Origin of the sequence: Streptomyces rubrogriseus (genome assembly GCF_027947575.1) — a bacterium.
GTDB lineage: Bacteria > Actinomycetota > Actinomycetes > Streptomycetales > Streptomycetaceae > Streptomyces > Streptomyces rubrogriseus.
Genome location: NZ_CP116256.1, coordinates 207,120 through 232,093 on the forward strand (window position 1 = coordinate 207,120; position 24,974 = coordinate 232,093).

The 24,974-nt window shown below is 71.0% G+C and carries 21 protein-coding genes and 1 pseudogene; 19 read left to right on the forward strand and 3 right to left on the reverse strand.

What is annotated here, in order from left to right; all coding sequences use genetic code 11:
• Nucleotides 1–3 precede the first annotated feature (3 nt).
• The 6 genes from dnaK (at nucleotide 4) to Sru02f_RS01015 (ending at nucleotide 6,757) form a co-directional block, all read left to right on the forward strand.
• Nucleotides 4–1,863 (forward strand): molecular chaperone DnaK, encoded by a 1,860-nt coding sequence (gene dnaK / locus Sru02f_RS00990; RefSeq protein WP_109029319.1) that lies wholly within the window; start codon nucleotides 4–6, stop codon nucleotides 1,861–1,863.
• A complete protein-coding gene (gene grpE / locus Sru02f_RS00995; protein ID WP_109029320.1) occupies nucleotides 1,860–2,537 on the forward strand; it encodes a nucleotide exchange factor GrpE in 678 nt (225 codons plus the stop codon). Before dnaK ends, grpE begins: the two co-directional genes overlap by 4 nt.
• 42 nt (nucleotides 2,538–2,579) lie before the next feature.
• Nucleotides 2,580–3,779 (forward strand): molecular chaperone DnaJ, encoded by a 1,200-nt coding sequence (gene dnaJ, locus Sru02f_RS01000; protein WP_003975270.1) that lies wholly within the window; start codon nucleotides 2,580–2,582, stop codon nucleotides 3,777–3,779.
• A 5-nt stretch (nucleotides 3,780–3,784) separates the two neighbouring features.
• A complete protein-coding gene (locus tag Sru02f_RS01005; RefSeq protein WP_109029321.1) occupies nucleotides 3,785–4,240 on the forward strand; it encodes a heat shock protein transcriptional repressor HspR in 456 nt (151 codons plus the stop codon).
• 204 nt (nucleotides 4,241–4,444) lie between these two features.
• A complete protein-coding gene (locus Sru02f_RS01010) occupies nucleotides 4,445–5,563 on the forward strand; it encodes a sugar ABC transporter substrate-binding protein (RefSeq protein WP_109029322.1) in 1,119 nt (372 codons plus the stop codon).
• Nucleotides 5,564–5,719: 156 nt separating this feature from the next.
• Complete coding sequence (locus tag Sru02f_RS01015; RefSeq protein ID WP_164279310.1) at nucleotides 5,720–6,757, forward strand: helix-turn-helix transcriptional regulator; 1,038 nt, start codon at nucleotides 5,720–5,722, stop codon at nucleotides 6,755–6,757.
• Here Sru02f_RS01015 and Sru02f_RS01020 read toward each other — a convergent pair.
• Nucleotides 6,720–7,691 (reverse strand): helix-turn-helix transcriptional regulator, encoded by a 972-nt coding sequence (locus Sru02f_RS01020; protein ID WP_109029324.1) that lies wholly within the window; start codon nucleotides 7,689–7,691, stop codon nucleotides 6,720–6,722. The two genes, Sru02f_RS01015 and Sru02f_RS01020, sit on opposite strands and share 38 nt — an antisense overlap.
• Before the next feature lie 37 nt (nucleotides 7,692–7,728).
• On the reverse strand, nucleotides 7,729–8,742 hold the full coding sequence (locus Sru02f_RS01025) for a helix-turn-helix domain-containing protein (protein WP_167469284.1): 1,014 nt from the start codon (nucleotides 8,740–8,742) through the stop codon (nucleotides 7,729–7,731).
• 252 nt (nucleotides 8,743–8,994) lie between these two features.
• Here Sru02f_RS01025 and Sru02f_RS01030 point away from each other — a divergent pair, with 252 nt between their 5' ends.
• The 4 genes from Sru02f_RS01030 to Sru02f_RS01045 all read left to right on the forward strand — a co-directional run bounded on the left by Sru02f_RS01030 (nucleotide 8,995) and on the right by Sru02f_RS01045 (nucleotide 14,688).
• A complete protein-coding gene (locus tag Sru02f_RS01030) occupies nucleotides 8,995–9,330 on the forward strand; it encodes a Rieske (2Fe-2S) protein (RefSeq protein ID WP_109029325.1) in 336 nt (111 codons plus the stop codon).
• Between the two features lie 280 nt (nucleotides 9,331–9,610).
• Complete coding sequence (gene clpB / locus Sru02f_RS01035; RefSeq protein ID WP_109029326.1) at nucleotides 9,611–12,208, forward strand: ATP-dependent chaperone ClpB; 2,598 nt, start codon at nucleotides 9,611–9,613, stop codon at nucleotides 12,206–12,208.
• A 174-nt stretch (nucleotides 12,209–12,382) separates the two neighbouring features.
• Entirely contained in the window at nucleotides 12,383–14,026 is a 1,644-nt protein-coding gene (locus Sru02f_RS01040; protein ID WP_109029516.1) for a recombinase family protein, read from the forward strand.
• 125 nt (nucleotides 14,027–14,151) lie between these two features.
• Nucleotides 14,152–14,688: a YbjN domain-containing protein gene (locus Sru02f_RS01045; protein WP_104636093.1), complete on the forward strand. Its 537-nt coding sequence runs from the start codon at nucleotides 14,152–14,154 to the stop codon at nucleotides 14,686–14,688.
• 96 nt (nucleotides 14,689–14,784) lie between these two features.
• Here the strand turns inward: Sru02f_RS01045 and Sru02f_RS01050 are convergent, their stop codons facing one another.
• Nucleotides 14,785–15,975 (reverse strand): pyridoxal phosphate-dependent aminotransferase, encoded by a 1,191-nt coding sequence (locus Sru02f_RS01050; protein WP_109029517.1) that lies wholly within the window; start codon nucleotides 15,973–15,975, stop codon nucleotides 14,785–14,787.
• Between the two features lie 205 nt (nucleotides 15,976–16,180).
• Here Sru02f_RS01050 and Sru02f_RS01055 point away from each other — a divergent pair, with 205 nt between their 5' ends.
• The 9 genes and pseudogenes from Sru02f_RS01055 (at nucleotide 16,181) to fbaA (ending at nucleotide 24,967) form a co-directional block, all read left to right on the forward strand.
• Nucleotides 16,181–16,474 (forward strand): hypothetical protein, encoded by a 294-nt coding sequence (locus Sru02f_RS01055; protein WP_174854981.1) that lies wholly within the window; start codon nucleotides 16,181–16,183, stop codon nucleotides 16,472–16,474.
• A 399-nt stretch (nucleotides 16,475–16,873) separates the two neighbouring features.
• The gene (locus tag Sru02f_RS01060; protein WP_109029327.1) at nucleotides 16,874–17,410 is read left to right on the forward strand and encodes a DUF2617 family protein; all 537 of its coding nucleotides are present in this window, start codon (nucleotides 16,874–16,876) and stop codon (nucleotides 17,408–17,410) included.
• A 131-nt stretch (nucleotides 17,411–17,541) separates the two neighbouring features.
• Nucleotides 17,542–19,200 carry a polyamine aminopropyltransferase gene (locus tag Sru02f_RS01065; RefSeq protein WP_109029328.1) on the forward strand — a complete coding sequence of 553 codons (1,659 nt, stop codon included), beginning with the start codon at nucleotides 17,542–17,544 and terminating at the stop codon, nucleotides 19,198–19,200.
• A 260-nt stretch (nucleotides 19,201–19,460) separates the two neighbouring features.
• Nucleotides 19,461–20,621: a sensor histidine kinase gene (locus Sru02f_RS01070; RefSeq protein ID WP_109029329.1), complete on the forward strand. Its 1,161-nt coding sequence runs from the start codon at nucleotides 19,461–19,463 to the stop codon at nucleotides 20,619–20,621.
• Nucleotides 20,618–21,364 carry a response regulator transcription factor gene (locus Sru02f_RS01075; protein ID WP_109029330.1) on the forward strand — a complete coding sequence of 249 codons (747 nt, stop codon included), beginning with the start codon at nucleotides 20,618–20,620 and terminating at the stop codon, nucleotides 21,362–21,364. Before Sru02f_RS01070 ends, Sru02f_RS01075 begins: the two co-directional genes overlap by 4 nt.
• A 52-nt stretch (nucleotides 21,365–21,416) precedes the next feature.
• Nucleotides 21,417–22,287, forward strand: a pseudogene (locus tag Sru02f_RS01080) (SRPBCC domain-containing protein).
• Nucleotides 22,288–22,424: 137 nt separating this feature from the next.
• Entirely contained in the window at nucleotides 22,425–23,213 is a 789-nt protein-coding gene (locus Sru02f_RS01085; RefSeq protein ID WP_109029332.1) for an aldose epimerase family protein, read from the forward strand.
• A gap of 10 nt (nucleotides 23,214–23,223) precedes the next feature.
• Entirely contained in the window at nucleotides 23,224–23,772 is a 549-nt protein-coding gene (gene pyrE / locus Sru02f_RS01090; protein ID WP_109029333.1) for an orotate phosphoribosyltransferase, read from the forward strand.
• Between the two features lie 163 nt (nucleotides 23,773–23,935).
• Nucleotides 23,936–24,967 (forward strand): class II fructose-bisphosphate aldolase, encoded by a 1,032-nt coding sequence (gene fbaA, locus Sru02f_RS01095; RefSeq protein WP_109029334.1) that lies wholly within the window; start codon nucleotides 23,936–23,938, stop codon nucleotides 24,965–24,967.
• Nucleotides 24,968–24,974 lie beyond the last annotated feature (7 nt).

Below are 24,974 nucleotides of genomic sequence, written 5' to 3' on the forward strand. Positions count from 1 at the left end.
ACCATGGCACGTGCGGTCGGCATCGACCTGGGCACGACTAACTCCGTCGTCAGCGTTCTGGAGGGCGGCGAGCCCACCGTCATCACCAACGCCGAGGGCGCCAGGACCACGCCGTCCGTCGTCGCCTTCGCCAAGAACGGCGAGGTGCTCGTCGGCGAGGTGGCCAAGCGCCAGGCGGTCACGAACGTCGACAGGACCATCCGCTCGGTCAAGCGCCACATGGGCACCGACTGGAAGGTCAACCTGGACGGCAAGGACTTCAACCCGCAGCAGATCAGCGCCTTCGTGCTGCAGAAGCTGAAGCGGGACGCCGAGTCCTACCTGGGCGAGAAGGTGACCGACGCGGTCATCACCGTCCCGGCGTACTTCAACGACGCCGAGCGCCAGGCCACCAAGGAGGCCGGTGAGATCGCGGGCCTCAACGTCCTGCGCATCGTCAACGAGCCGACCGCCGCCGCGCTGGCGTACGGCCTGGACAAGGACGAGCAGGTCATCCTGGTCTTCGACCTCGGTGGCGGTACGTTCGACGTCTCGCTGCTCGAGATCGGCGACGGCGTCGTCGAGGTGAAGGCCACCAACGGTGACAACAACCTCGGTGGTGACGACTGGGACCAGCGCGTCGTCGACTACCTGGTCAAGCAGTTCCAGTCCGGCCACGGCGTGGACCTGGCCAAGGACAAGATGGCGCTCCAGCGCCTGCGCGAGGCGGCCGAGAAGGCCAAGATCGAGCTGTCCTCGTCCACCGAGACCACGATCAACCTCCCCTACATCACGGCCTCCGCCGAGGGCCCGCTGCACCTGGACGAGAAGCTCACCCGCGCCCAGTTCCAGCAGCTGACCTCCGACCTGCTGGAGCGCTGCAAGACGCCGTTCCACAACGTCATCAAGGACGCCGGCATCCAGCTGTCCGAGATCGACCACGTCGTCCTCGTCGGCGGCTCCACCCGTATGCCCGCCGTCGCCGAGCTGGTCAAGGAGCTGACCGGCGGCAAGGACGCCAACAAGGGCGTCAACCCGGACGAGGTCGTCGCCATCGGCGCCGCCCTCCAGGCCGGTGTCCTCAAGGGCGAGGTCAAGGACGTCCTGCTGCTCGACGTCACCCCGCTGTCCCTCGGCATCGAGACCAAGGGCGGCATCATGACCAAGCTGATCGAGCGGAACACGACGATCCCGACCAAGCGCTCGGAGATCTTCACCACCGCCGAGGACAACCAGCCCTCCGTGCAGATCCAGGTCTACCAGGGCGAGCGCGAGATCGCGGCGTACAACAAGAAGCTCGGGATGTTCGAGCTGACCGGTCTGCCGCCGGCGCCCCGCGGCGTCCCGCAGATCGAGGTCGCCTTCGACATCGACGCCAACGGCATCATGCACGTGACCGCGAAGGACCTGGGCACGGGCAAGGAGCAGAAGATGACCGTCACCGGCGGCTCCTCGCTGCCGAAGGACGAGGTCGACCGGATGCGCCAGGAGGCCGAGAAGTACGCGGAGGAGGACCACGCCCGCCGCGAGGCCGCCGAGTCCCGCAACCAGGGCGAGCAGCTCGTCTACCAGACGGAGAAGTTCCTCAAGGACAACGAGGACAAGGTCCCCGGCGAGGTGAAGACCGAGGTCGAGTCCGCCGTCGCCGAGCTGAAGGAGAAGCTCAAGGGCGAGGACACCGCCGAGATCCGCACCGCCACGGAGAAGGTCGCCGCCGTCTCGCAGAAGCTGGGCCAGGCCATGTACGCCGACGCCCAGGCCGCGCAGGCCGCCGGCGGCGAGGCCCCGGGCGCCGGTGCCGACGCGGGCGCCGGTGACAAGGCCGACGACGACGTCGTCGACGCCGAGATCGTGGACGACGAGCGCAAGGACGGTGCCGCGTGACGGAGGAGACCCCGGGTTTCGAGGAGAAGCCCGACGTCCCCTCCGGCGCCACCCCTGACGACGCCGAGCCGCAGGCCGCCTCCGAAGAGGGGGCGGCCCCGGCCGGGGACGCGAGTGAGAACGCGGGCCTGGTGGCCCAGCTGGACCAGGTGCGCACCGCGCTCAACGAGCGCACCGCGGACCTCCAGCGCCTCCAGGCCGAATACCAGAACTACCGCCGCCGGGTGGAGCGGGACCGCGTCGCGGTCAAGGAGGTCGCCGTCGCGAACCTCCTGTCCGAGCTGCTTCCCGTGCTCGACGACGTCGGGCGTGCCCGGGAGCACGGCGAACTGGTCGGCGGCTTCAAGTCCGTCGCGGAGTCGCTGGAGACCACGGTCGCCAAGCTGGGCCTCCAGCAGTTCGGCAAGGAGGGCGAGCCCTTCGACCCGACGATCCACGAGGCCCTGATGCACTCCTACGCACCGGACGTCACCGAGACGACCTGCGTGGCGATCCTGCAGCCCGGGTACCGGATCGGCGAACGCACCATCCGCCCCGCGCGGGTGGCGGTCGCCGAGCCGCAGCCGGGCGCCCAGACGGTCAAGCCGGCCGAGGACGCCACCGAGGCGCAGGACGCCTCGGGCGCGGAGGACGACGCCGGGACCAAGGAGAGCGGTGGCCCGGACGAGGGCTGAGCTCGAGGTGACGCACAGGGCGCGAGAGGAGGGACGTCGGGGATGAGCACGAAGGACTTCATCGAGAAGGACTACTACAAGGTTCTCGGCGTCCCCAAGGACGCCACCGAGGCCGAGATCAAGAAGGCGTACCGGAAGCTCGCCCGCGAGAACCACCCGGACGCCAACAAGGGAAACGTCAAGGCGGAGGAGCGCTTCAAGGAGATCTCCGAGGCCAACGACATCCTCGGTGACCCCAAGAAGCGCAAGGAGTACGACGAGGCCCGCGCCCTCTTCGGCAACGGCGGTTTCCGCCCGGGGCCGGGCGCGGGCGGCGGCGGCACCTTCAACTTCGACCTGGGCGACCTCTTCGGAGGCGGCGCCCAGGGCGGGGGAGGCCAGGGCGGCGCCGGCGGCTTCGGCGGCGGCCTCGGGGACGTCTTCGGCGGCCTGTTCAACCGCACCGGCGGCGGACCGGGCACCGGCACGCGTACGCAGCCGCGGCGCGGGCAGGACATCGAGTCCGAGGTCACCCTGAGCTTCACCGAGGCCATCGAGGGCGCGACCGTGCCGCTCAGGATGTCCTCGCAGGCGCCCTGCAAGGCCTGTTCGGGCACCGGCGACAAGAACGGCACGCCGCGCGTGTGCCCGACCTGCGTCGGCACCGGCCAGGTCGCCCGGGGCTCGGGCGGCGGTTTCTCCCTCACCGACCCGTGCCCGGACTGCAAGGGCCGCGGCCTGATCGCCGAGGACCCCTGCGAGGTCTGCAAGGGCTCCGGACGCGCCAAGTCCTCGCGGACGATGCAGGTCCGTATCCCCGCCGGGGTCTCGGACGGGCAGCGCATCCGGCTGCGCGGCAAGGGCACGCCGGGCGAGCGGGGCGGTCCGGCGGGCGACCTGTACGTGGTCGTGCACGTCAAGGAGCACCCCGTCTTCGGCCGCAGGGGCGACAACCTCACCGTCACCGTCCCGGTCACCTACGCCGAGGCGGCCCTCGGCGGCGAGGTCCGCGTCCCGACCCTGGGCGGTCCGTCCGTCACGCTGAAGCTGCCGGCGGGCACGCCCAACGGCCGCACCATGCGGGCCCGGGGCAAGGGCGCGGTCCGCAAGGACGGCACCCGCGGCGACCTCCTGGTCACCGTGGAGGTGAGTGTTCCGAAGGATCTGACGGGGAAGGCTCGTGACGCGCTTCAGGCGTATCGCGAGGCGACCGCGGACGAGGATCCGCGGGCGGAGTTGTTCCAGGCCGCGAAGGGAGCATGACGGGAATGGACGGTCGTCGACGCAACCCGTACGAACTGACCGAGGACACCCCGGTCTACGTCATCTCGGTGGCGGCCCAGCTCTCCGGCCTGCACCCGCAGACGCTGCGCCAGTACGACCGCCTCGGCCTGGTCTCCCCCGACCGCACGGCCGGCCGCGGCCGGCGCTACTCGGCCCGCGACATCGAACTGCTCCGGCAGGTCCAGCAGTTGTCGCAGGACGAGGGCATCAACCTGGCCGGAATCAAGCGCATCATCGAACTGGAGAACCAGGTCGCCGAGCTCCAGGCCCGCGCGGCCGAGCTGGCCGCCGCCCTCGACGGCGCGGCCACGGCGATGCGCCAGCGCGAGGCCGCGGTGCACGCGTCGTACCGCCGTGACCTGGTCCCTTACCAAGAGGTACAGCAGACCAGCGCCCTGGTGGTCTGGCGTCCGGGGCGCCGCGGCCAGTCCTCGGACTGAGCCGGACCGGCAGTCGGCACAAGGGAAAACGGCATCACCGGCCCCGGAGGACCACCGCGTCCTCCGGGGCCGGTTCACAACGGTGCTGTCTCATTGGTCTAGTACTTCTTGACGATTTGGTGAAGACAGCGTTGGCTCTCTTCACCGGGGTCACCTGGGTCACCTGGATACCAACTACGCCCGTGTGTCGGAAGGTCTAGCGCAGTGAGCAGCCGTGCCCGTCGAATCGCCATATCCGTGGCCGCGTCCCTGATGACCTTCTCGCTGGCCTCCTGCGGCATGCTGGGCGCGTCGGAGAGCAGCGACGACGCCAGCCCGACCAAGGGCAACGACCTCCTGGTCGGGCTGCTGCTGCCGGAGAAGGAGAACACGCGCTACGAGCAGTTCGACTACCCCTTCTTCAAGAAGAAGGTCGGCGAGCTGACGCGTGACGAGGGCATCGTCAAGTACGCCAACGCCGAGGCCAGCGCCACCAAGCAGGCCGACCAGATGCAGCAGATGATCGAGGACAAGGTCGACGTGATCGTGCTGGACGCGGTCGACGCGCACGCGATCGCGGACGGCGTGCAGAAGGCCAAGGACGCCGGCATCCCCGTCATCGCCTACGACCGGCTGGCCGAGGGCCCGATCGACGCCTACATCTCCTTCGACAACGAGCTGGTCGGCGAGGTCCAGGGCCGCTCGCTCATCGAGGCGCTCGGCGGCGACCCGGAGAGCTCCGAGAAGATCGTCATGATGAACGGCTCGTCCACCGACCCCAACGCCAAGCAGTTCAAGGCGGGCGCGCTGTCGGAGCTGAACGGCAAGGTGACGATCGCCCAGTCCTTCGACACCAAGGACTGGAAGCCGGAGAACGCCGAGGCGAACATGACCGAGGCGATCGAGAAGATCGGCAAGAAGAAGATCGCGGGCGTCTACTCCGCCAACGACGGCATGGCGGGCGGCATCATCAAGGCCCTGGAGGACGCGGGCGTCACCGACCTGCCGCCGATCACCGGCCAGGACGCGGAACTCGCGGCGGTCCAGCGGATCGTCACCGGCGAGCAGTACATGAGCGTGTACAAGTCCTACCCGCAGGAGGCCGAGAACGCCGCGGAGATGGCCGTGGCGCGGGTCCAGGGCCGGGACATCCAGTTCGACGCGCTGGCCCGCGACAAGGTCGACAGCCCCACCCACAAGGGCATCCCCGCCCAGCTCGTCCCCGTCGTCGCCCTCACCAAGGCCAACATCGAGGAGACGGTCGTCGCGGAGGGCTTCTACAAGGTCACCGACATCTGCACCGCCAAGTACGAGGACGCGTGCGCGGAGCTCGGTCTGAAGTAGACAGCCCGCGTGTCCGCCCGGTTCCACGGTGACCGGGCGTTCCGCCCGCAACCGGCTCTTTTCGGCCTCCGTCCGCTGCGGAGCCTTGTTGCGGAGCCGGTCCCGGCCGCGCATAGTTGCGCTGCGGAAGAGCCGGAACCGGGGGTGGGATGGGCGATGGCCGGGCACGGGGCTCAGGAGCACCCCCACGGGGCCGACCGGCTGTGCGCGGCCGGGGACCGCGTCTACTCCCGGGCGGTCCGGCGCGGCCGGGTACCGCGCCGGGACGCCGAGCCGGTGCCCTGCCTCCTGGAACTGGCCCTGCTGCACCCCGACCCCGACGACATGGACTGGCTGGTGCCGACCTCCCCGCAGGAGGTGATGACGCGGCTGCTGCGCGGGGTCCACGACGAGGTCAGCGCCAGTCAGCGGCGGGTGGGCTCGGCCGTGGAGGCCTTCGAGTGGTACGCGGACCTCGGCCGGCTGCTCCAGACCCCGGCCGGCACGGAGAGCACGGCGATCCGGGTCCTGGACGGGCTGTCCCGCATCCAGGCCGCGATGGACGAGGCGACGCAGGCCTGTACGACGGAGGTGCTCACCGTCCAGCCCGGCGGCATCCGGCGCGAACACGAGCTGTCCGAGGGCCTGCACCGGGCGCTGGCGCTGCGCGGGCGCGGGGTGCGGATGCGGGACCTGTACACGCACGTGGCCCGGCACGGCCAGGGCCTGCTCAACTACCTGGAGCTGATGGGCGACGCGGTGGAAGCCCGCACCCTGGACGAGGTCATCGACCGTCTCATCCTCTTCGACCGCACCGTCGCCTTCATCCCCGCCAACACCGACCGCACGATGGCCCTGGAGCTGCGCCATCCCGCCCTGATCTCCTACCTGGTCACGGTCTTCGAACGCCTGTGGCGCCTCGCCATCCCGCTCACCGCCCCCCTCCCCGACACCGGCATCGAGGGCATCTCCCACCGCGAGCAGTCCATCGCGGCGCTCCTCGCGGAGGGCCACCAGGACGCGGTGATCGCGGAACGCCTCGGCATCAGCGTCCGTACGGCCCGTGCGCACATCGCCCGGCTCTCCGAGACCCTGGGCGCGGCCAGCCGCACGCAGTTGGGCGTCCGCATAGCCCAGGCCGGCCTGGACGGCTCCCCGCGCAGCGCCCCGTCCCCCGTCATGCTTCCTGGTCGAGAATCCCCGACTGCCCGATGAGGTAGCCGAGTTGGGCCCGGCTCTCGCTGCCGAGGGTGGCGGCGAGCTTGGCGATGTGGACGCGTGCGGTGCGGACGTTCATGCCGAGGCGGTCGGCGATGTCACTGTCGGTGTGGCCTTCGACGAGGAGGGCGGCTATGGCGCGTTGGCGTGGGGTGATGCCGTTGAGGGTGGGCTGGTGGACGGCTTGGGGGTACATGGGCGTGGCGAGGTGCCAGAGGCGGTCGAAGGTGTTGACGAAGTAGGCGATGAGGGCGGGGTGGCGGACTTCGAGCGCGAGGGAGCGGTCGGCGCTGGCGGGGATGAAGGCGACGGTGCGGTCGATGATGATCAGGCGTTCGGTCACCTCGTCGAGCGTGCGCGCCTCGACGTCACCGGTCAGCTGCTCGTAGCGGGCGCGCGTGTAGGGGGCGTGGCGGATGGTGTGCTGGTACAACGCCCGTACGCGGGCCCCGCGGTCGAGGAAGTCCTGGTCCCGCTTCATGGCCCCTTCGAGGATGTCGGGGCGCTTCCCGACGTGTGAGTCGTGCGGCTGGATGGCGAGGAGTTCTTTCCTGCCCTCGGCCATGGCTTCCTCGATTGCCTGGCCGGTGCGCTCCTTGCTGCTGAGGATTCTGAGGGCCGGAGTGTCCTCGGTGGGGGCATCGCGGCGACCCAGACGCATGAGGGGCTCGAAGACATCGGCCATCCGCTGCCCGCGCCGTCTCTCGTCGGCGATGCGGTCCTCCGAGGACCGGAGCAGGCGTTGGAGCACGACGGTGGGCGGTACGGGCTCGAGGCGGTCCAGGTCCTCGACGGCCGGGTGAAGCACGCCGTTGTCGATCAGGCAGGGAGCCGCGGCTGCCTCGGCGCTGGGAAGGTGTCCTTCCCGCAGTGCGCGGGCGTAGATCTCCAGGCCCGCATCACACAGCTCCTCCGTTCCGTGGTGATGCATCTCTCGGGTCACGTGTGGCTCTCTTCGTCGACTGGGATCAGTGATCCGTCTCCAGGATCCCCGACTGGGCTATGAGGTAGCCGAGTTGGGCGCGACTGCCACTACCGAGGGACTGTGCCAGTTTGGCTATGTGTGCTCGGCAGGTGCGTACGTTCATGCCCAGGCGCCGGGCGATGGCCTCGTCGACGTGTCCTTCGACCAGCAGCTTGGCTATGGAGTACTGGATGTCGGTGATACCACCCGGTGCGGGTTCGTAGGGCGCGCCGGCGTTCAGCGGCACGGACCGGCTCCACATGAATTCGAAGACCTTGATCAGGTAACGGACCAGGCCGGAATTACGGATCTCGAGGGCAACCTGCTGGTCGTCGCGCGTCGGGATGAACGCCACGGTCTCGTCGCAGACGATGAGGCGCTCCACCACCTCGTCGATCGTGCGGTACTCCGCCTTGCCGTTGGACAGCTGGGCGACGTAGGCGATCTTCTGTGGGCTGTACCGGGCCGTGTGCTGGTAGAGCGTGCGGATCCGCACACCGCGCTCCGTCAGCGGCTTGTCCCGCTCGAGTCCCTGAATGAGGCTGCGTTCGGAGAACTGGTCGTCACTCGGCTGTACCGTGAGCATCTCCGTCCGGCACTGGGTGGTGGCCAGGTTGAGGGCCGCGTTGATGCGGTCACCGCCCTCCAGCACCGTGATGGAGTGCTCGCTCCGCGCCGGCTGCGTGCCGATGGCCATGAAAGGTTCGAACGCGTCCGCCAGCTCGATCGAGAGCCGCCGCCGTTCCGTGATCTCCCGCTCGAGGGGGTGCAGGCGCTGAGCCAGAGCGGCAGACGGAGGCACGGGGCGCAACCAGTCGGCATCGTCCGGATCCGGGTGTATCAGCGCGAGTTCCATCAGACAGGGAGCGGATTCCACGTCTGCCCTCGCGATCCGTCCCAGGCGTAGGGCGTTCGCGTAGAGCCGGGTACCTTCGTCGCACAGTTCGGTCACCGCATGGGGATGCGACGCCTTAGTCTGATTTGCCACCAAATCTCCACCCCCCAGGGTCCTGAACATGCAGGAACATGATGCACCGATTGTGTGGCCATGAGGTGTGGGAATGAGCCATCGTCTTACCTGACGGGGGAAGAGGAGACTTACGAGTGAGGACGAAGCCGACCATGCGCAACAGACTGGTTCGCTCGGTGCTTGCTGGCGCCCTCTTCGCCGCCGCCATCTTCGGAGCGCTGAGCTTTAACTCCGATACGGAGGGCGATGTTCGGGCGGACAGTCACTGGCCATCGGGCGTTGCGAACTCGGGGGGCTGAAGTGACCACGCCACCCGACGACCGCTCCTTCCGTCGTGAAATGGCCAGCGCCTACCGCTCCGGCTGGCACTTCATCGACCTGGTCACCGCGATCCCGCACGCCGGTGACTCCCTGATGGTGACCGTCTTCGGCGAGCCGGTCGTCGTCACGCTGGACGAGGACGGCGACGTGCGTGCGTACCGGTGTCTGCGGCGGCCTCGGGGGGCGCCGCAGCCCGTCCGGTGTGCCATCCGGTACGGAATGATCTTTGTGAACCTGGACCAGCGGGACCACCGGCTCGAGCAGCCGGAGATCCCCGAAGTGAGGACCATCTCGGCCACCCCCCGCAGTGCCTGACGCGATTCCCCCGTCGTAACACAATCGCTCAGGTGCTTCCCCCCGGCAGCGGCGTCACCGTGACCTGAACACGGTGACGCCGCTGTCGCATGTGCGGACATCCCACGACAGCGGCCGGTTCCACGGCTGGCCGAAAAGGCACTCGTGCGACGTGGTCCCGACTCCCTGTGCGAGCACTCTGGCGTCCCTGAGGGAGACGGGCGATCCACCTTGAGTGGAATCGACTCAACTTTGTGTACGCTGGATGAGTCAGCACTGACGCGAGGAGGAGAGCCAGAACGTGGACGCCGAGCTGACCAACCGGAGCCGGGACGCGATCAACGCGGCCAGCAACCGGGCCGTGACCGAGGGAAACGCCGACCTCACCCCCGCCCACCTGCTCCTGGCCCTGCTCCAGGGGCAGGACAACGAGAACATCACCGACCTGCTCGCCGCTGTCGAGGCCGACCTCGCCGCGGTGCGCACCGGCGCCGAGCGCATCGTCGCCGGGCTGCCCAGCGTGACCGGGTCCACCGTCGCACCCCCGCAACCCAGCCGTGAGATGCTCGCCGTGGTCGCCGACGCCCAGGCACGCGCCAAGGAACTCGGGGACGAGTACCTCTCCACCGAGCACCTGCTCCTCGGCATCGCCGCGAAGGGCGGCGCGGCCGGTGAGGTACTGGAGGGGCAGGGAGCCAGTGCGAAGAAGCTGCAGGAGGCCTTCCGCAAGGCGAGGGGAGGGCGTCGCGTGACCACCGCCGACCCCGAGGGCCAGTACAAGGCCCTGGAGAAGTTCGGTACCGACCTCACCGCCGCGGCCCGGGACGGGAAGCTCGACCCCGTCATCGGGCGGGACCAGGAGATCCGGCGGGTGGTCCAGGTGCTCAGCCGGCGGACCAAGAACAACCCCGTCCTCATCGGCGAGCCCGGCGTCGGCAAGACCGCCGTCGTCGAAGGGCTCGCCCAGCGCATCGTCAAGGGGGACGTGCCCGAGTCCCTGAAGGACAAGCGGCTGGTGGCGCTGGACCTCGGCGCCATGGTCGCCGGGGCGAAGTACCGCGGTGAGTTCGAGGAGCGGCTGAAGACCGTGCTCGCCGAGATCAAGGACTCGGACGGGCAGGTCGTCACCTTCATCGACGAGCTGCACACCGTCGTCGGCGCCGGCGCCGGCGGGGACTCCGCCATGGACGCCGGGAACATGCTCAAGCCCATGCTCGCGCGCGGCGAGCTGCGCATGGTCGGCGCGACCACGCTCGACGAGTACCGGGAGCGGATCGAGAAGGACCCCGCCCTGGAGCGGCGCTTCCAGCAGGTGCTGGTCGCCGAGCCGACCGTCGAGGACTCCATCGCCATCCTGCGCGGACTCAAGGGCCGCTACGAGGCCCACCACAAGGTGCAGATCGCGGACAGCGCGCTGGTGGCCGCCGCGAGCCTCTCCGACCGGTACATCACCTCCCGCTTCCTGCCCGACAAGGCCATCGACCTGGTCGACGAGGCCGCCTCCCGGCTGCGGATGGAGATCGACTCCTCGCCCGTCGAGATCGACGAACTCCAGCGCTCCGTCGACCGGCTGAAGATGGAGGAGCTGGCGATCGGCAAGGAGACCGACGCCGCCTCCCTGGAGCGCCTGGAGCGGCTGCGGCGCGACCTCGCCGACAAGGAGGAGGAGCTGCGCGGCCTCACCGCCCGCTGGGAGAAGGAGAAGCAGTCCCTCAACCGGGTCGGCGAGCTGAAGGAGAAGCTCGACGAACTGCGCGGGCAGGCCGAGCGCGCCCAGCGCGACGGCGACTTCGACACCGCCAGCAAGCTGCTCTACGGCGAGATCCCGGACCTGGAGCGCGACCTGGAGGCCGCCTCCGAGGCGGAGGAAGAGGTGGCCCGGGACACCATGGTCAAGGAGGAGGTCGGCGCCGACGACATCGCCGACGTCGTCGCCTCCTGGACCGGCATCCCCGCCGGACGCCTGCTCGAAGGGGAGACGCAGAAGCTGCTGCGCATGGAGGACGAGCTGGGCAGGCGGCTCATCGGCCAGACCGAGGCCGTGCGGGCCGTCTCCGACGCCGTACGGCGCAGCCGGGCCGGGATCGCCGACCCGGACCGCCCGACGGGTTCCTTCCTCTTCCTCGGCCCCACCGGCGTCGGCAAGACCGAGCTGGCCAAGGCGCTCGCCGACTTCCTCTTCGACGACGAGCGGGCCATGGTCCGCATCGACATGTCCGAGTACAGCGAGAAGCACAGCGTGGCCCGGCTGGTCGGCGCCCCGCCCGGCTACGTCGGCTACGAGGAGGGCGGCCAGCTCACCGAGGCCGTGCGGCGGCGGCCGTACACGGTCGTACTGCTCGACGAGGTGGAGAAGGCGCACCCCGAGGTCTTCGACATCCTGCTCCAGGTGCTGGACGACGGCCGTCTCACCGACGGCCAGGGCCGCACCGTCGACTTCCGCAACACCATCCTGGTGCTCACCTCCAACCTGGGCAGCCAGTACCTGGTCGACCCGACGACCGGCGAGGCGGAGAAGAAGCAGCAGGTCCTGGAGGTGGTCCGGTCCTCCTTCAAGCCGGAGTTCCTCAACCGGCTCGACGACCTGGTGGTCTTCTCGGCCCTCAGCAAGGAGGAGCTGAGCCGGATCGCACGGCTCCAGATCAACGGCCTGGCCCGGCGGCTCGCCGAACGCCGCCTCACCCTGGAGGTCACCGACGAGGCCCTCGCCTGGCTGGCCGAGGAGGGCAACGATCCGGCCTACGGCGCCCGCCCGCTGCGCCGCCTCGTGCAGACCGCGATCGGCGACCGGCTCGCCCGGGAGATCCTCTCCGGCGAGATCAAGGACGGCGACACGGTCCGGGTGGACCGCTTCGGCGACGACCTGATCGTGGGACCGGCGAGCGGCAAGACGCTGTAGTGCGCAAGGTCCTCTCCCATCGCGGTCCTGGAGCAGGTGTTCCAGGACCGCGTGGTCGTGGTGCGGGCGGGCCCTCTCAAGGGGGCTTTCACGATGAGCTTCGAGTCGATAATGGCTGTTTGACGTAACTGATGTGTTGATGTGCTCGTTGTGTCGAACGGGAGGGGTGTCGACATGAAGCGAGTTCTGGCCGTTCAGCGCATCAGTCGTGACAGTGAGGCGTCCTCGGCGCTCACCAGGCAGGATGAGGCCCTCACGCGCGCGATGCGGCAGGGCACTTACAAGGAGGTGGGCCGGGTCGTCGATGCCACCATCTCCGGTGCTGTCCATCTCGACCAGCGTCCCAGTCTGAGGAGATGGCTCCTAGAGCCGCTGGTCCACGAATGGGACGTGCTCATGGTCACCGAGCAGGACCGCATTACGCGGGACGACATGCACTGGTGGCATTTTGTCGACTGGGTCCTGAAGAACGGGAAGGACGTCGAGGTCCTCGACGATCCGACGTTCGACATCCGATCCGAAGACGGACGGATGCTCGCGGGTATCAAGGCGGCACAGGCGGCCAAGTATCGCAAAGCAGTGCAGGCCAAGCAGCTCGACCGTACGCAGTTCTTCCGTGAGAACAGGCTCTGGAACGGCGGTGTCTGGCCTTTCGGCTACCGTGTCGAGGTCTTTTCCCACCTGGGGGAGCGCCGCAAGCGTCTGGTCGTCGATCCCTGTACCTCGCAGCTTGTGCGTGAAGCCTACGACCGCCTCGTGCATGGCGAGGACACCGTCTACGCCGTGGCGAGAGACTGGAACCTTCGGGGCGTGCCCAGCGCCCGTGATCACCAGCGCAGAGAACAGAACAAGGATCTTCCGAGACAGGAACGCAGGCCTGAGAAGGGGACCCGCTGGTCCGTGACGCCACTGCGCAACATACTGAGATCACCCGCCCTGATGGGTGTGATGATGCATCGTTCTGAACCTGTCCTGGACGTAGAAGGCCAAGCCGTGGTCTGGGCGGAACCCGTCCTCACGCCCGAAGAGTTCGCAGAGTTGCAGGAAGCGGTTGTCACCGAGCCGCGCGCAGCGGAATCCAGACCGGGCACGGGCTGGCGGACCCCGTTGCTCGGCGTGGTCTTCTGCTTGTGCGGTCGCCCCATGTACGTGCGGAACCAGAAGAATCACCTGGCTGACGGCACGGCTGCGATCTTGACGTACTACCAGTGTCGGTCCGTTTCCGAAATGAACCGTTGCGAGGCTCCTGCGACGTGGCGCGCCGAAAGTCTCTGTGGAGTCGTGGAGCAAGACTTCCTGGGCCGTGCCGGTGACCTGACCGAGACGAAGCGCAGATACGTACCGGGGCGGGACCACACCGCAGCCATCGCCGAGTTGCGCAACGCGCTCGCCAATCTCACCGTTGCCATCGGCACGGCAACCGCACCGGCGGCCGTTGCTGCGCTCACCCGGCAGATGGACGAACACGCGATGACGATCTCGAGACTGGAAGCCGAGCCGGTGGTCCATGCGCGCTGGGAGGAGGAGCCGACCGGCGTGGTCTACCGAGAACAGTGGCGTGCTGCGAAGAACTGGGAGAGCCGGGCAGCTCTCCTCGTCAAGGCCGGTGCTCGCTTCTTCTGCGAAGGTACGCACAAGTCGGGAAGCGTACACATGTACCTTCCCTCCGCCTCACAGCGACGGGCGAGCGGTGTGAGTCCCTCGAGAGGGGTTGAGGAGGCCGTCGGGATCGACTGCCACGAAGAGGAAGCCCGCCGGTATTTCACAGACCTGCGGCGAACCAAGGGGATGGGGCCGGGGTTCTGGTACTCACGCTGACCCGACCGCGCGGCCGGCTCCCGGCCAGGCAGGTTGCCGGGCACGGCCCGGGCGAGAGAGGGTGGTCAGTACGTCTGGTCTCAGCTATGGCCGGACGAGCCAGACGACCGCAGGAGTGTCCCAGAATGTCTATCGATCCGTCTTCGATTCCGAACTTCGGGGGCAAGCAGCCCGAGCCGCAGCCCCAAGGACCGGCGGGCCCCGTCGTCCCGGATCAGGATCTTGTGAAGCAGCTCCTCGAACAGATGGAGCTGAAGTACGTCGTCGACGACGAGGGTGACCTCGCGGCGCCGTGGGAGCAGTTCCGTACGTACTTCATGTTCCGCGGCGAGGGTGACCAGCAGGTCTTCTCGGTGCGGACGTTCTACGACCGGCCCCACCAGATCGACGAGAAGCCGCAGCTGCTCGAGTCGGTCGACGACTGGAACCGGCGCACCCTGTGGCCCAAGGTGTACTCCCACACCCACGACGACGGCACGGTCCGCCTGATCGGCGAGGCGCAGATGCTGATCGGCATGGGCGTCAGCCTGGAGCACTTCGTCTCCTCGACGGTCAGCTGGGTGCGGGCCGCGATCGAGTTCGACCGGTGGCTCGTGGAGCAGCTCGGCCTGGAGCAGGACGTCAACGAGGCGGAGAAGCCGACCGACGAGGACGGCGAGTAGTCCGCCCCCGCGGCACCACTCCGGAGAGCCCGGCGCCCCGCTGTTGCGGGGGCCGGGCTCTCTCACTTCCCACGGCTCACGCCGAGAGCGTCCGGCTCACGCCGAGAGCGCCTTGAGCCGCCCCACCGCCTCCTCCAGCACCGCGGTCCGCTTGCAGAACGCGAACCGCACGAAGGGCGCGCCCTCCTCCCGGTGGTCGTAGAAGACCGCGTTGGGTACGGCGACGACGCCCGCGCGCTCGGGCAGGGAGCGGCAGAAGGCGAAGCCGTCGCGCTCGCCGAGCGGGCGGATGTCGGTGGTGACGAAGTAGGTCCCGGCGGGGCGGAACACCCCGAAGCCCGCCTCGGCCAGCCCGGCCGCCAGCAGGTCCCGCTTCGCCTCCATGTCCCGCCGGTAGGCGGCGAAGTACGACTCCGGCAGCGCGAGCGCCTCGGCGACGGCGTACTGGAAGGGCCCCGAGGCCACGTACGTCAGGTACTGCTTGGCCGAGCGGACCGCCGTGAGCAGGGCGGGCGCGGCGGTGGCCCAGCCGACCTTCCAGCCGGTGAACGAGAACGTCTTGCCGGCCGACCCGATGGTCACCGTGCGCTCCCGCATCCCCGGGAAGGATGCCAGGGGGACGTGCTCGGCGGCGTCGAAGACCAGGTGTTCGTAGACCTCGTCGGTCACCACCAGCAGGTCCCGCTCCACCGCCAGCTCGGCGATCGCGGCCAGCTCGTCGCGGGTGAGGACCGTGCCCGTCGGGTTGTGCGGGGTGTTCAGCAGCAGCAGCCGGGTGCGGTCGGTGACCGCGTCGCGCAGCTCGTCCAGGTCCAGGCGGAACGCGCCCTCGTGCGGCCGCAGGGTCACCGGCACGCGGGTGCCGCCCGCCATCGCGATGCAGGCCGCGTACGAGTCGTAGTACGGCTCCAGCGCGACCACCTCGTCGCCGGGCTCCAGCAGGGCCAGCAGGGCGGCCGCGATGGCCTCCGTGGCGCCGGCGGTGACCAGGACCTCGGTGTCGGGGTCGTAGGACAGGCCGTAGCGGCGCTGCTGGTGGTCGGCGACGGCGGCGCGCAGCTCGGGGACGCCGGGGCCCGGCGGGTACTGGTTGCCGCGCCCGTCGCGCAGCGCCCGCACGGCGGCCTCGCGGATCTCCTCGGGGCCGTCGGTGTCGGGGAAGCCCTGGCCGAGGTTGATCGCCCCGGTCCGCACCGCCAGGGCGGACATCTCGGCGAAGATCGTCGTCCCGAACTCCGCGAGCCGGCGGTTCAGGAGGGGGCGGGCGCTGGAGCTCATCGAGGTCATGCCGGTCATCCTGCGCCGAAGCTCTGGACTTCCTCAACTCTGCTTTGGGGCGTGGCGGCGGGGGGCATCTCCCGTGCACGCCGGTGAGGTTCGCGGCGGGATCCACAGGCAGGCGACAGGCAATCGACACGCAGCGAGGCGTCCGACGGGGGATTGCTTCGGGGGACTTCCGGGCGCGGCCCGGGAACGGAAGGAGGGTGGAGCCGTGGTCACAGGCATCATCCTGTTCGTGATCGCAGCCCTGGTGATCAGGGGACTCGTGGCGGGCCGGCGCACCTCGGGCGCGGCCCGGACCCGGGCCGGGCGGGGGCCGCGCCGGTCGAGCACCGGCGGGGGCGGCGACAGCGGCGGCGGTACCAACAGCTGGTGGGCGGGCGACGGGGGCGGTTCGTCCTCCGACGGCCACCACTCGGGCCACTCCTGTGGTGGCGGCTCGTCCTGCGGAGGCGGGTCGTCCTGCGGGGGAGGGGGCGGCGGATGCGGCGGAGGCGGCGGCTGACACGGGGCAGCTGAGCCTTTCGGTCAGGGGGAACCGCATCCCCTGTAGGGGCCCGCTCCTGGGGCCGGGCCCCGCGTCCCCACCACGAGCGCCCGCCGGGCCACACTCCCGGTGGGCGCTCCCACGCCCGGCGCACTCCGTACGGGCGGGGTGTGCGCCCGGGTTGAACAGTTGAGCTGTGGAGCCCCCTGAGGGATGGAAACGTCACGAAGTTGGGTAAAAACGCTGTGGCGGCGCCATCGTTCATGATTCGCTCTCCCTCATCAACGCAGCTCCTCGGACGACCTGTTGACCCCCCTCCTGACCGGCCGACTGGGCTGAGCGGGCCGCATCCCCGGCAGTGCCACGGATGCGCGGGCCCCACACCTTCCTCTCCTTGTCTGCTTGCGGAGCCGATCCATGCTCACGACCCTCGAAACCGCCTACACCGACACCCGCGCCGCCGACCTGGCCTGGGCCCTGGGGCGCGAGCCGCTGCCCGCGCTCGCCTGTCTCGACATCGAACTGACGGACGCCAGGCTGCAGTTGAGACTGCTCGGCGCCTCCCACCAAGTCCTGCTCGAGGAGGAGCGGGGCAGCTGCTCGGAGACGGTGGCGTGCATCCCCGGCAGCAGCACCCCCCTCCCGCTGGGCGTCGCCAAACGGGTGGGCGACTGGGAGTACGAGTTCGCCGCCCGCGTCGAGGTGCTGACGCCGGGCTCCTTCGCCGGCCGCGCGCAGGAACTGCTGGCCCTGGTCTCCGACCACCCGCACGGCCTGGTCGGCGTCTTCCCCGGCAGCCCGCACGCCTTCACCGCGCTGCTGGCCCAGCGGCACGAGGGGCAGGTGCACTGGCGCACCTGGCACGCCTATCCGCAGGACGGCCAGTTGGTGGCGACCCGGACGCGGGTGGGCGTGCGGGTGCCGACGGCCCGGCTCAGGCCGTCCGCGGTGTGAGCGGGCGGCACCGGCGGGTGCGAGCGGCCGGGCACCGAACGGGACCGAATAAACCTGTGGTGCACGACAGGCCCTGAGTTTCACACGTGTGGGTGACGAAGCGCAGTGCTGGAGTGACGTAACGTCACTGCGTGATCGAACCGCACGCGCCCGCCCCGCCCGGCTCTCCGCCGTCCTGGGGCGGCCCCTGCGGCCCGGAAGCGCCCGCGCGGCTGCCCGTCCGGCCGGCCGTCGGGCGGTTCCTGGTGCTGGCGGGCGTGTTCGTGTGCGCGGCCTGCGGGCTCGTGTACGAACTCGAACTCGTCGCGCTCGCCTCGTACCTGATCGGCGACTCGGTCACCCAGGCGTCGGTCGTCCTGTCCGTCATGGTCTTCGCCATGGGCCTCGGCTCGCTCGCCGCCAAACGGCTGCGCGGCCTGGCGGCGGCCGGCTTCGGCGCGCTGGAGGCCGCGCTCGCCCTGGTCGGCGGCTCCAGCGCCATGCTGCTGTACGCGGTCTTCGCCTGGACCGGCGGCTGGGGCGGCCTGTGGGCCGACGGTCCGCGCATCCTGCTGGTCGCCTTCTCGCTCGCCATCGGCGTGCTGATCGGCGCCGAGGTGCCGCTGCTCATGGAGCTGATCCAGCGGGTGCGCAGGCAGGACCCGGGCGGCGCCGTCGCTGACCTGTTCGCCGCGGACTACGTCGGCGCGCTCGTCGGCGGCCTCGCCTTCCCGTTCGTCCTGCTGCCCTTCCTCGGCCAGCTCACCGGCGCGCTGCTCACCGGCACCGTCAACGCGGTCGTCGGCGCCGCCCTGGTCCTCGGCCTGTTCCGGCGCGACCTGACCCGCCGGGCGCGCTGGCTGCTGCTGACCGCCAACGCGGTCGTCCTCGCCCTGCTCGCCACGGCGACCGTCCTCGCCGACGACTTCGAACGCGCGGCCCGGCACGCCGTGTACGGCCAGGACGTCCGCGTGGCCGTCCGGACCGACGTGCAGGAGGTCGTCCTCACCGGCGACGCCGACGGCCGCCCCCTCGACCTGTTCCTCGACGGGCGGCTGCGGGTGCGCGGCAGCGACGAGCGGAGTTACCACGAGGCGCTGGTGCACCCCGCCATGAGCGGCCCGCACGCGCGCGTGCTGATCCTCGGCGGCGGCGACGGCCTGGCCGCGCGGGAGGTGCTGCGCCACCCCGGCGTGCGCCGCGTCGACGTCCTCGAAGCCGACCCCGGCCTCGCCCGGCTGGCCCGGCACGACCCCGGTCTTTCCACCCTCAACGAGCACGCCTACGGCGACGCGCGCGTGCGAGTCCTCCCGGGCGACGCCTTCCACCGGCTGCGCGCGACGCCTTCCGGGACGTACGACGTGGTGATCTCGGACCTGCCCGACCCGGGCGTCACGGCCAGCACGAAGCTGTACTCCCAGGAGTTCTACGGGCTGCTGCGCCGGGTGCTCGCGCCCGACGGGCGGCTGGCGGTCCACGCGGGCCCGGTCGCCGCACACCCCCGCGCCTTCTGGACCGTGGACGCCACCCTCCGCGCGGCGGGCCTGCCCGCCGTCGCCTACCGCGTCGACGCCCGCGACACCGGCACCGGCTCCGCGCCCGGCCCCCGCCGCGCGGCCGCGGACCCTCCGGCGCCCCGCGGCTGGGGCTTCCTGCTGGCCGCGCGCACGGCCCCCGTCCCGCGCCTGGACCCGGCGGCACCCCGCCCGCACACCCTCACCCCGGACTCCCTGGCCCGGGGCATCCGCGAGGCGGCCCGCACCCGGATGGCCGGGCTGCCGCCCTCCACGCTCGTGCATCCGCGGTTCTGAACCCCGCCCGCACGGGCGCCGCGACCGCGATCCACCGCGTCCCCGTGCGGCGGTCCGACCCTCCCCCGGGTGCGGGACGGACCGCCACACCCCCCTGTGGATCGCTCGCACCCGGAATCTACGGCCGCCCGCGCGTCCCGGAATCCGGCGGTGGGTGGAGAACGGAGCCAACCCAGCGCGGTAGTCCCCCGGTTCCTGCAACTTCTGCGGTACGGCAGAAGGATGACGCCGACGCCGGGCGGCGGACCTACGCTGCGGGAATGCGCCTGCACCCCCTGGCGGCCGACGGCCTGATCGCCGCGGCGCTGACGACCGTGGCCGTCCTGCTCGGCACCGAGGCCGTCGCCCAGGGGTGGCCCGCGCTCGACCCGCTCGCCTGGACGCTCGTCGCCCTGCTCACCCTCCCGCTCGTCCTGCGCACCCGCGCCCCCGTCACCGTCTGCCTCGCCGTGCACGCCTGCTGGGCGCTCTACATCACCCTCGACTACTGGCCCGTCGTCGGCTCCTTCGGCCCCATGCTCGCCGTCTACACCGTCGCCGCCCAGCGCCCCACCCGCATCGCCGCCGCCTGCGCCGCCCTGCTCGCCGGGGTGTGGATCTACGCCGGGCTGCGCAGCGACTCCGGGGCCATGGCCTCGGTGGCGGGGCAGGCCGTGGGCTTCCCGCTGGTGCTGTGGCGGTTCGGGTACGTGGCCCGCCAGACCGGCGAGCTGACGCTGCGGCTGCGGGCCGAACAGGCCGACCGGGCCCGCCGCGAGGTCGCCGAGGAACGCGTGCGGATCGCCCGCGAACTGCACGACGTGGTCGCCCACCACATCGCCGTCATCAACGTCCAGGCCGGACTGGCCCGCTTCGTCTTCCGGTCCGACGCCCGCACCGCACGCGACGCCCTGGACACCATCGAGGGCGCCAGCGGCGAGGCCCTGGCCGAACTGCGCCGCATGCTCGGCCTGTTGCGCGCCGACGGCGTACAGGGCGCGGACGGCGCCCCCGCTCCCGGCCTCGACCAGCTCGACGAGATGGTCACCCGGGTGCGTACCGGCGGCGTGGGCGTCCGGCTGCGTGTCACCGGCACCCCGCGCCCCCTGCCGCCAGGCGTTCAGCTGTGTGTCTACCGGGTGGTGCAGGAGGCCCTCACCAACGTGCTCAAGCACGCGCCCGGCGCGGACGCCGCCGTCGAACTCGCCTACCGCGCGGGCGAGGTGACCGTCTCGGTGACCGACGACGGACCGGCCGGGGGACCGGATCCGGACACACCTGCCGAAGGGGGCGGCCACGGCTTGATCGGGATGCGGGAGAGGGCCAAGCTCTACGGCGGGACGATCGCCGTCGGCCCGCGCAGCGAGGGTGGATTCGGCGTGCGCCTGACCCTTCCGACGCCGGTACAAGTCGCACGCCGGGGAGACTCCGTGCGGGAATGACCGACGCAGACCGCCCGACGGACGGGCCGCACCACGACGCCGCCGGGCCGATCCGCCTGCTGGTCGTCGATGACCAGTACCTCGTCCGCACCGGCCTCGCCACGCTGCTGCGCGCCGCCCCCGGCATGGAGGTCGTCGGCGAGGCGTCCGACGGCGCCGAGGCGGTGGAGCTGGCCGCCCGGACCCGGCCGGACGTGGTCCTGATGGACATCCGCATGCCCGGCCTCACCGGCATCCAGGCCACCGAGCGGATCCTCGCCGAGGCGGTGGACCCGGCGCCCCGCATCCTCGTCCTGACCACCTTCGACCTCGACGAGTACGTGTACGGCGCCCTGCGGGCCGGCGCGTCCGGCTTCCTGCTCAAGGACGCGGGCCCCGAGCGGCTGCTGGCCGCGGTCACCGCGGTGCACGGCGGCGACGCGCTGTTCGCACCCGCGGTCACCCGGCGGCTGGTGGAGGCGTTCACGCGGATGACGGACACGGGGCGGGCGGACCCGCCGGACGCCGGTCCGCCGCCGCCCGCGCTGACGACGCTGACCGGCCGCGAGGCCGAGGTCCTGCAACTGGTCGGCCGCGGACTGAGCAACGCCGAGGCCGCCGACCGGCTGTTCATCAGCGAGGCCACCGTGAAGACCCACCTCAACCGCACCATGACCAAGCTGGGCCTGACCAGCAGGGCCCAGGCGGTGGTCGTGGCGTACGAGACGGGACTGGTGACGCCGGGGAGCGCGGGCGCCGGGTGACTTTGCGCCGACGGGGGGTGCGGCGGGCCGCCGCTGGGTAGGGTGCCGTGACATGGAGCATGAGGTGTTCGTTCCGGTTCCGGCCGAGCGGCTCAGGGACGTGCTGGCCGACCCCGTCCGGGTCGCCCGGGCGGTTCCGGGGCTCCAGCAGGACGCCGGGGCCGAGCCCGTCGCGGGCCGGCTGAAGGTGCGCATCGGCAGTCACTCCATCACCTACCGCGGCTCCCTGCGCCTGTCCGCGCGCGAGGACGGCACGTACTCCGTCGAGGGCGACGCCACCGAGTCGCGCGGCACCGGCGCGGTCGCGCTCGCGCTGACCCTCCGCGCGGACGACGCCGAGGGCGGCGCCACCCTCACCTTCACCGGGACGGCCACCGCGGACGGGCGGGTCACGGAGCTGCCGCCGGACTCGGTGGCGTCGGCCACGACCCGGCTGCTGGCCCGGTTCGCGGAGAACCTGGGCACGGCGGCGCAGACGCCCCCCGCGCCGGAGCCGGGGCCGGGCCCGCAACCCGAGCCGCGCCCCGCCTCCGTCTTCGACACCGAGGTCCCCCCGTCCTCCCTCGCGGACAGCGACGGCGACGGCGACGGCGACAGCGACGCGGACGAGGACGCAGGCGCAGGCGCAGACGCGCACACGGACGAGAAGACGGAGGCGGAGGCGGAAGGGGACGCGGACCGCGGCGGGCGCACGGACGACGAGCCGGCCGTCCCGCCCCCCGCCGAGGCGGCGCACGCGCGCCGCACGATGATCGGCCGCAGCGCCGAGGAGGTGGACCACGCCCCGCCGCGCGGCCGGTACGCCCCGTGCCCGCGCCCCAGGCGAGCGCGGTCGGCGCCCCCTGCGCTGGGCCGCCCCCGCGGCGGCGCTGGCCGTGGCGTCGGCGATCGTGGTGGGCCGCGCACTGCGCAGACGCCGCTGACCACCGCCGGACCCGCCGCTGGCCACCGCCGGACCCGCCGCGGAGTCACGTCCGTACCCGGCGCGGAGCCACGTCCGGACCCGCCGCGGAGCCACCGCCGGGTGGGGCGCCCTTGATCGCCCCAGTAGGGTCGTGGCGTGAGTAACGAACCCATCACGCTGACCGCGGGCGACGCGGAGGCGACCGTGCTGCCGGGCAACGGCGGCCGGATCGGCGGACTCCGCGTCGGCGGCACGGAGCTGCTCCGCCAGGGCGAGCGCTACGGCTGCTTCCCGATGGTCCCCTGGTGCGGACGCATCCGCGACGGCCGCTTCAGCGACGGCGCCGTGGTCCACCAGATGCCGCTGAACTCCCCGCCGCACGCCATCCACGGCACCGCCCGCGACGCCGCCTGGCGCACCGCCCGCGTCACCGCCGACGAGGCCGTCATCACGTACGACCTCGTCGACCCCTGGCCCTACCCCGGCCGCGTCACCCAGGTGGTCGCGCTCGCCGAGGACGGGCTCACGCTGTCGATGTCCGTGGAGACGTACGAGTCGTCCTTCCCGGCGCAGATCGGCTGGCACCCCTGGTTCAACCGGACCCTCGACGGCACCGGTGTGGAGATCGCCTTCGACCCCGCCTGGCAGGAGGAGCGCGGCGACGACCACCTCCCCACCGGCAACCGCGTCGAGCCGAAGCCCCGCCCCTGGGACGACTGCTTCGGCATGCCCGACGGCGTCGACGTCACGCTGACCTGGCCGGGGCTGCTGGAGCTGAAGGTGACCAGCCGGGAGCAGTGGGCCGTGGTGTACGACGAGCAGGAGGCCGCCGTCTGCGTGGAGCCGCAGACCGGCCCGCCCAACGGCCTGAACACCCTCCCCCGCCTGGTCACGCCCCTGGAGCCGCTGGAGGCCACGACCACCTGGTCCTGGCGCCGCCCTTAAGCTGGCGTACATGACGGACGTACGCGGCGAGCTGCTGCAGCAGATCAAGGACAAGGCCGTGGTGCACGGCAAGGTGACCCTCTCCTCGGGGCTGGAGGCCGACTACTACGTCGACCTGCGCCGCATCACCCTGGACGGCGAGGCCGCGCCGCTGGTCGGCCAGGTGCTGCTGGACCTCGCCGCCGACCTGGAGTTCGACGCGGTGGGCGGGCTCACCATGGGCGCCGACCCGGTCGCCGCGAGCATGCTGCACGCCGCCGCCGCGCGCGGCCGCAGGCTGGACGCGTTCGTCGTCCGCAAGTCCGCCAAGGCGCACGGGCTGCAGCGCCGCGTCGAGGGCCCGGAGATCAAGGGCCGCCGCGTCGTGGTCGTCGAGGACACCTCCACCACCGGCGGCTCCCCGCTCACCGCCGTCGAGGCCGTGCGCGAGGCCGGCGCCGAGGTGGTCGCCGTCGTGACGATCGTGGACCGGGCGACGGGCGCCGCGGAGAAGATCCAGGACGGCGCGGGGGTGCCGTACCTGTACGCGTACGGCAAGGACGAGCTGGGCCTGGACTGACGCCAGGGGTACCAGGGGGACCAGGGGCCGAGACGGGGCCGGGGTCCACTCGGGTATTCCCGTTCCGTCTGGAAGGATGGGGCCGACGATGACGTCGCCCCCCAGTCCTAGGTCAGGGCCATAAGCAGCAACACGCCCACCCGCACATACAAGGAGCGGACAGATGCCCATCGCAACTCCCGAGGTCTACAACGAGATGCTGGACCGGGCGAAGGCAGGAAAGTTCGCCTACCCCGCCATCAACGTGACCTCTTCCCAGACGCTGCACGCCGCCCTGCGCGGTTTCGCGGAGGCGGAGAGCGATGGCATCGTCCAGATCTCCACCGGCGGCGCCGAGTTCCTGGGCGGCCAGCACAACAAGGACATGGTGACCGGCGCCGTCGCCCTCGCCGAGTTCGCGCACATCGTCGCCGAGAAGTACGACGTCACCGTCGCCCTGCACACGGACCACTGCCCCAAGGACAAGCTCGACGGGTACGTACGCCCGCTGATCGCCGTCTCCGAGGAGCGCGTCAAGGCCGGCCGCAACCCGCTCTTCCAGTCGCACATGTGGGACGGTTCGGCCGAGACCCTCGCCGACAACCTCTCCATCGCCGAGGAGCTGCTGGCGCGCGCCCGTGCCGCCAAGATCATCCTCGAGGTCGAGATCACCCCGACCGGCGGCGAGGAGGACGGCGTCTCCCACGAGATCAACGACTCCCTGTACACCACGGTCGACGACGCGGTCCGCACCGTCGAGGCCCTGGGCCTGGGCGAGAAGGGCCGCTACCTGCTCGCCGCGTCCTTCGGCAACGTGCACGGCGTCTACAAGCCGGGCAACGTCGTGCTCCGCCCCGAGCTGCTCAAGGAGCTGAACGAGGGCATCGCGTCGAAGTACGGCCAGCCGGCCGGCAGCAAGCCGTTCAACTTCGTCTTCCACGGCGGCTCCGGCTCCACCGCCGAGGAGATCGCGACCGCCCTGGAGAACGGCGTGGTCAAGATGAACATCGACACGGACACCCAGTACGCCTTCACGCGTCCGGTCGTCGACCACGTCTTCCGCAACTACGACGGCGTCCTGAAGGTCGACGGCGAGGTCGGCAACAAGAAGACGTACGACCCGCGCACCTGGGGCAAGCTGGCCGAGGCCGGCATGGCCGCGCGTGTCGTGGAGGCCTGCGGCCACCTGCGCTCGGCGGGCCAGAAGATCAAGTAGCACCCGG

Coding starts and splice junctions, on each gene's coding strand:
- dnaK (WP_109029319.1), top strand. CDS start 4: ATGGCACGTGCGGTCGGCATCGACCTGGGCACGACTAACTCCGTCGTC.
- dnaJ (WP_003975270.1), top strand. CDS start 2,580: ATGAGCACGAAGGACTTCATCGAGAAGGACTACTACAAGGTTCTCGGC.
- Sru02f_RS01005 (WP_109029321.1), top strand. CDS start 3,785: ATGGACGGTCGTCGACGCAACCCGTACGAACTGACCGAGGACACCCCG.
- Sru02f_RS01015 (WP_164279310.1), top strand. CDS start 5,720: ATGGCCGGGCACGGGGCTCAGGAGCACCCCCACGGGGCCGACCGGCTG.
- Sru02f_RS01020 (WP_109029324.1), bottom strand. CDS start 7,691: ATGCATCACCACGGAACGGAGGAGCTGTGTGATGCGGGCCTGGAGATC.
- Sru02f_RS01025 (WP_167469284.1), bottom strand. CDS start 8,742: ATGTTCAGGACCCTGGGGGGTGGAGATTTGGTGGCAAATCAGACTAAG.
- Sru02f_RS01040 (WP_109029516.1), top strand. CDS start 12,383: ATGAAGCGAGTTCTGGCCGTTCAGCGCATCAGTCGTGACAGTGAGGCG.
- Sru02f_RS01045 (WP_104636093.1), top strand. CDS start 14,152: ATGTCTATCGATCCGTCTTCGATTCCGAACTTCGGGGGCAAGCAGCCC.
- Sru02f_RS01050 (WP_109029517.1), bottom strand. CDS start 15,975: ATGACCTCGATGAGCTCCAGCGCCCGCCCCCTCCTGAACCGCCGGCTC.
- Sru02f_RS01060 (WP_109029327.1), top strand. CDS start 16,874: ATGCTCACGACCCTCGAAACCGCCTACACCGACACCCGCGCCGCCGAC.
- Sru02f_RS01070 (WP_109029329.1), top strand. CDS start 19,461: ATGCGCCTGCACCCCCTGGCGGCCGACGGCCTGATCGCCGCGGCGCTG.
- Sru02f_RS01075 (WP_109029330.1), top strand. CDS start 20,618: ATGACCGACGCAGACCGCCCGACGGACGGGCCGCACCACGACGCCGCC.
- pyrE (WP_109029333.1), top strand. CDS start 23,224: ATGACGGACGTACGCGGCGAGCTGCTGCAGCAGATCAAGGACAAGGCC.
- fbaA (WP_109029334.1), top strand. CDS start 23,936: ATGCCCATCGCAACTCCCGAGGTCTACAACGAGATGCTGGACCGGGCG.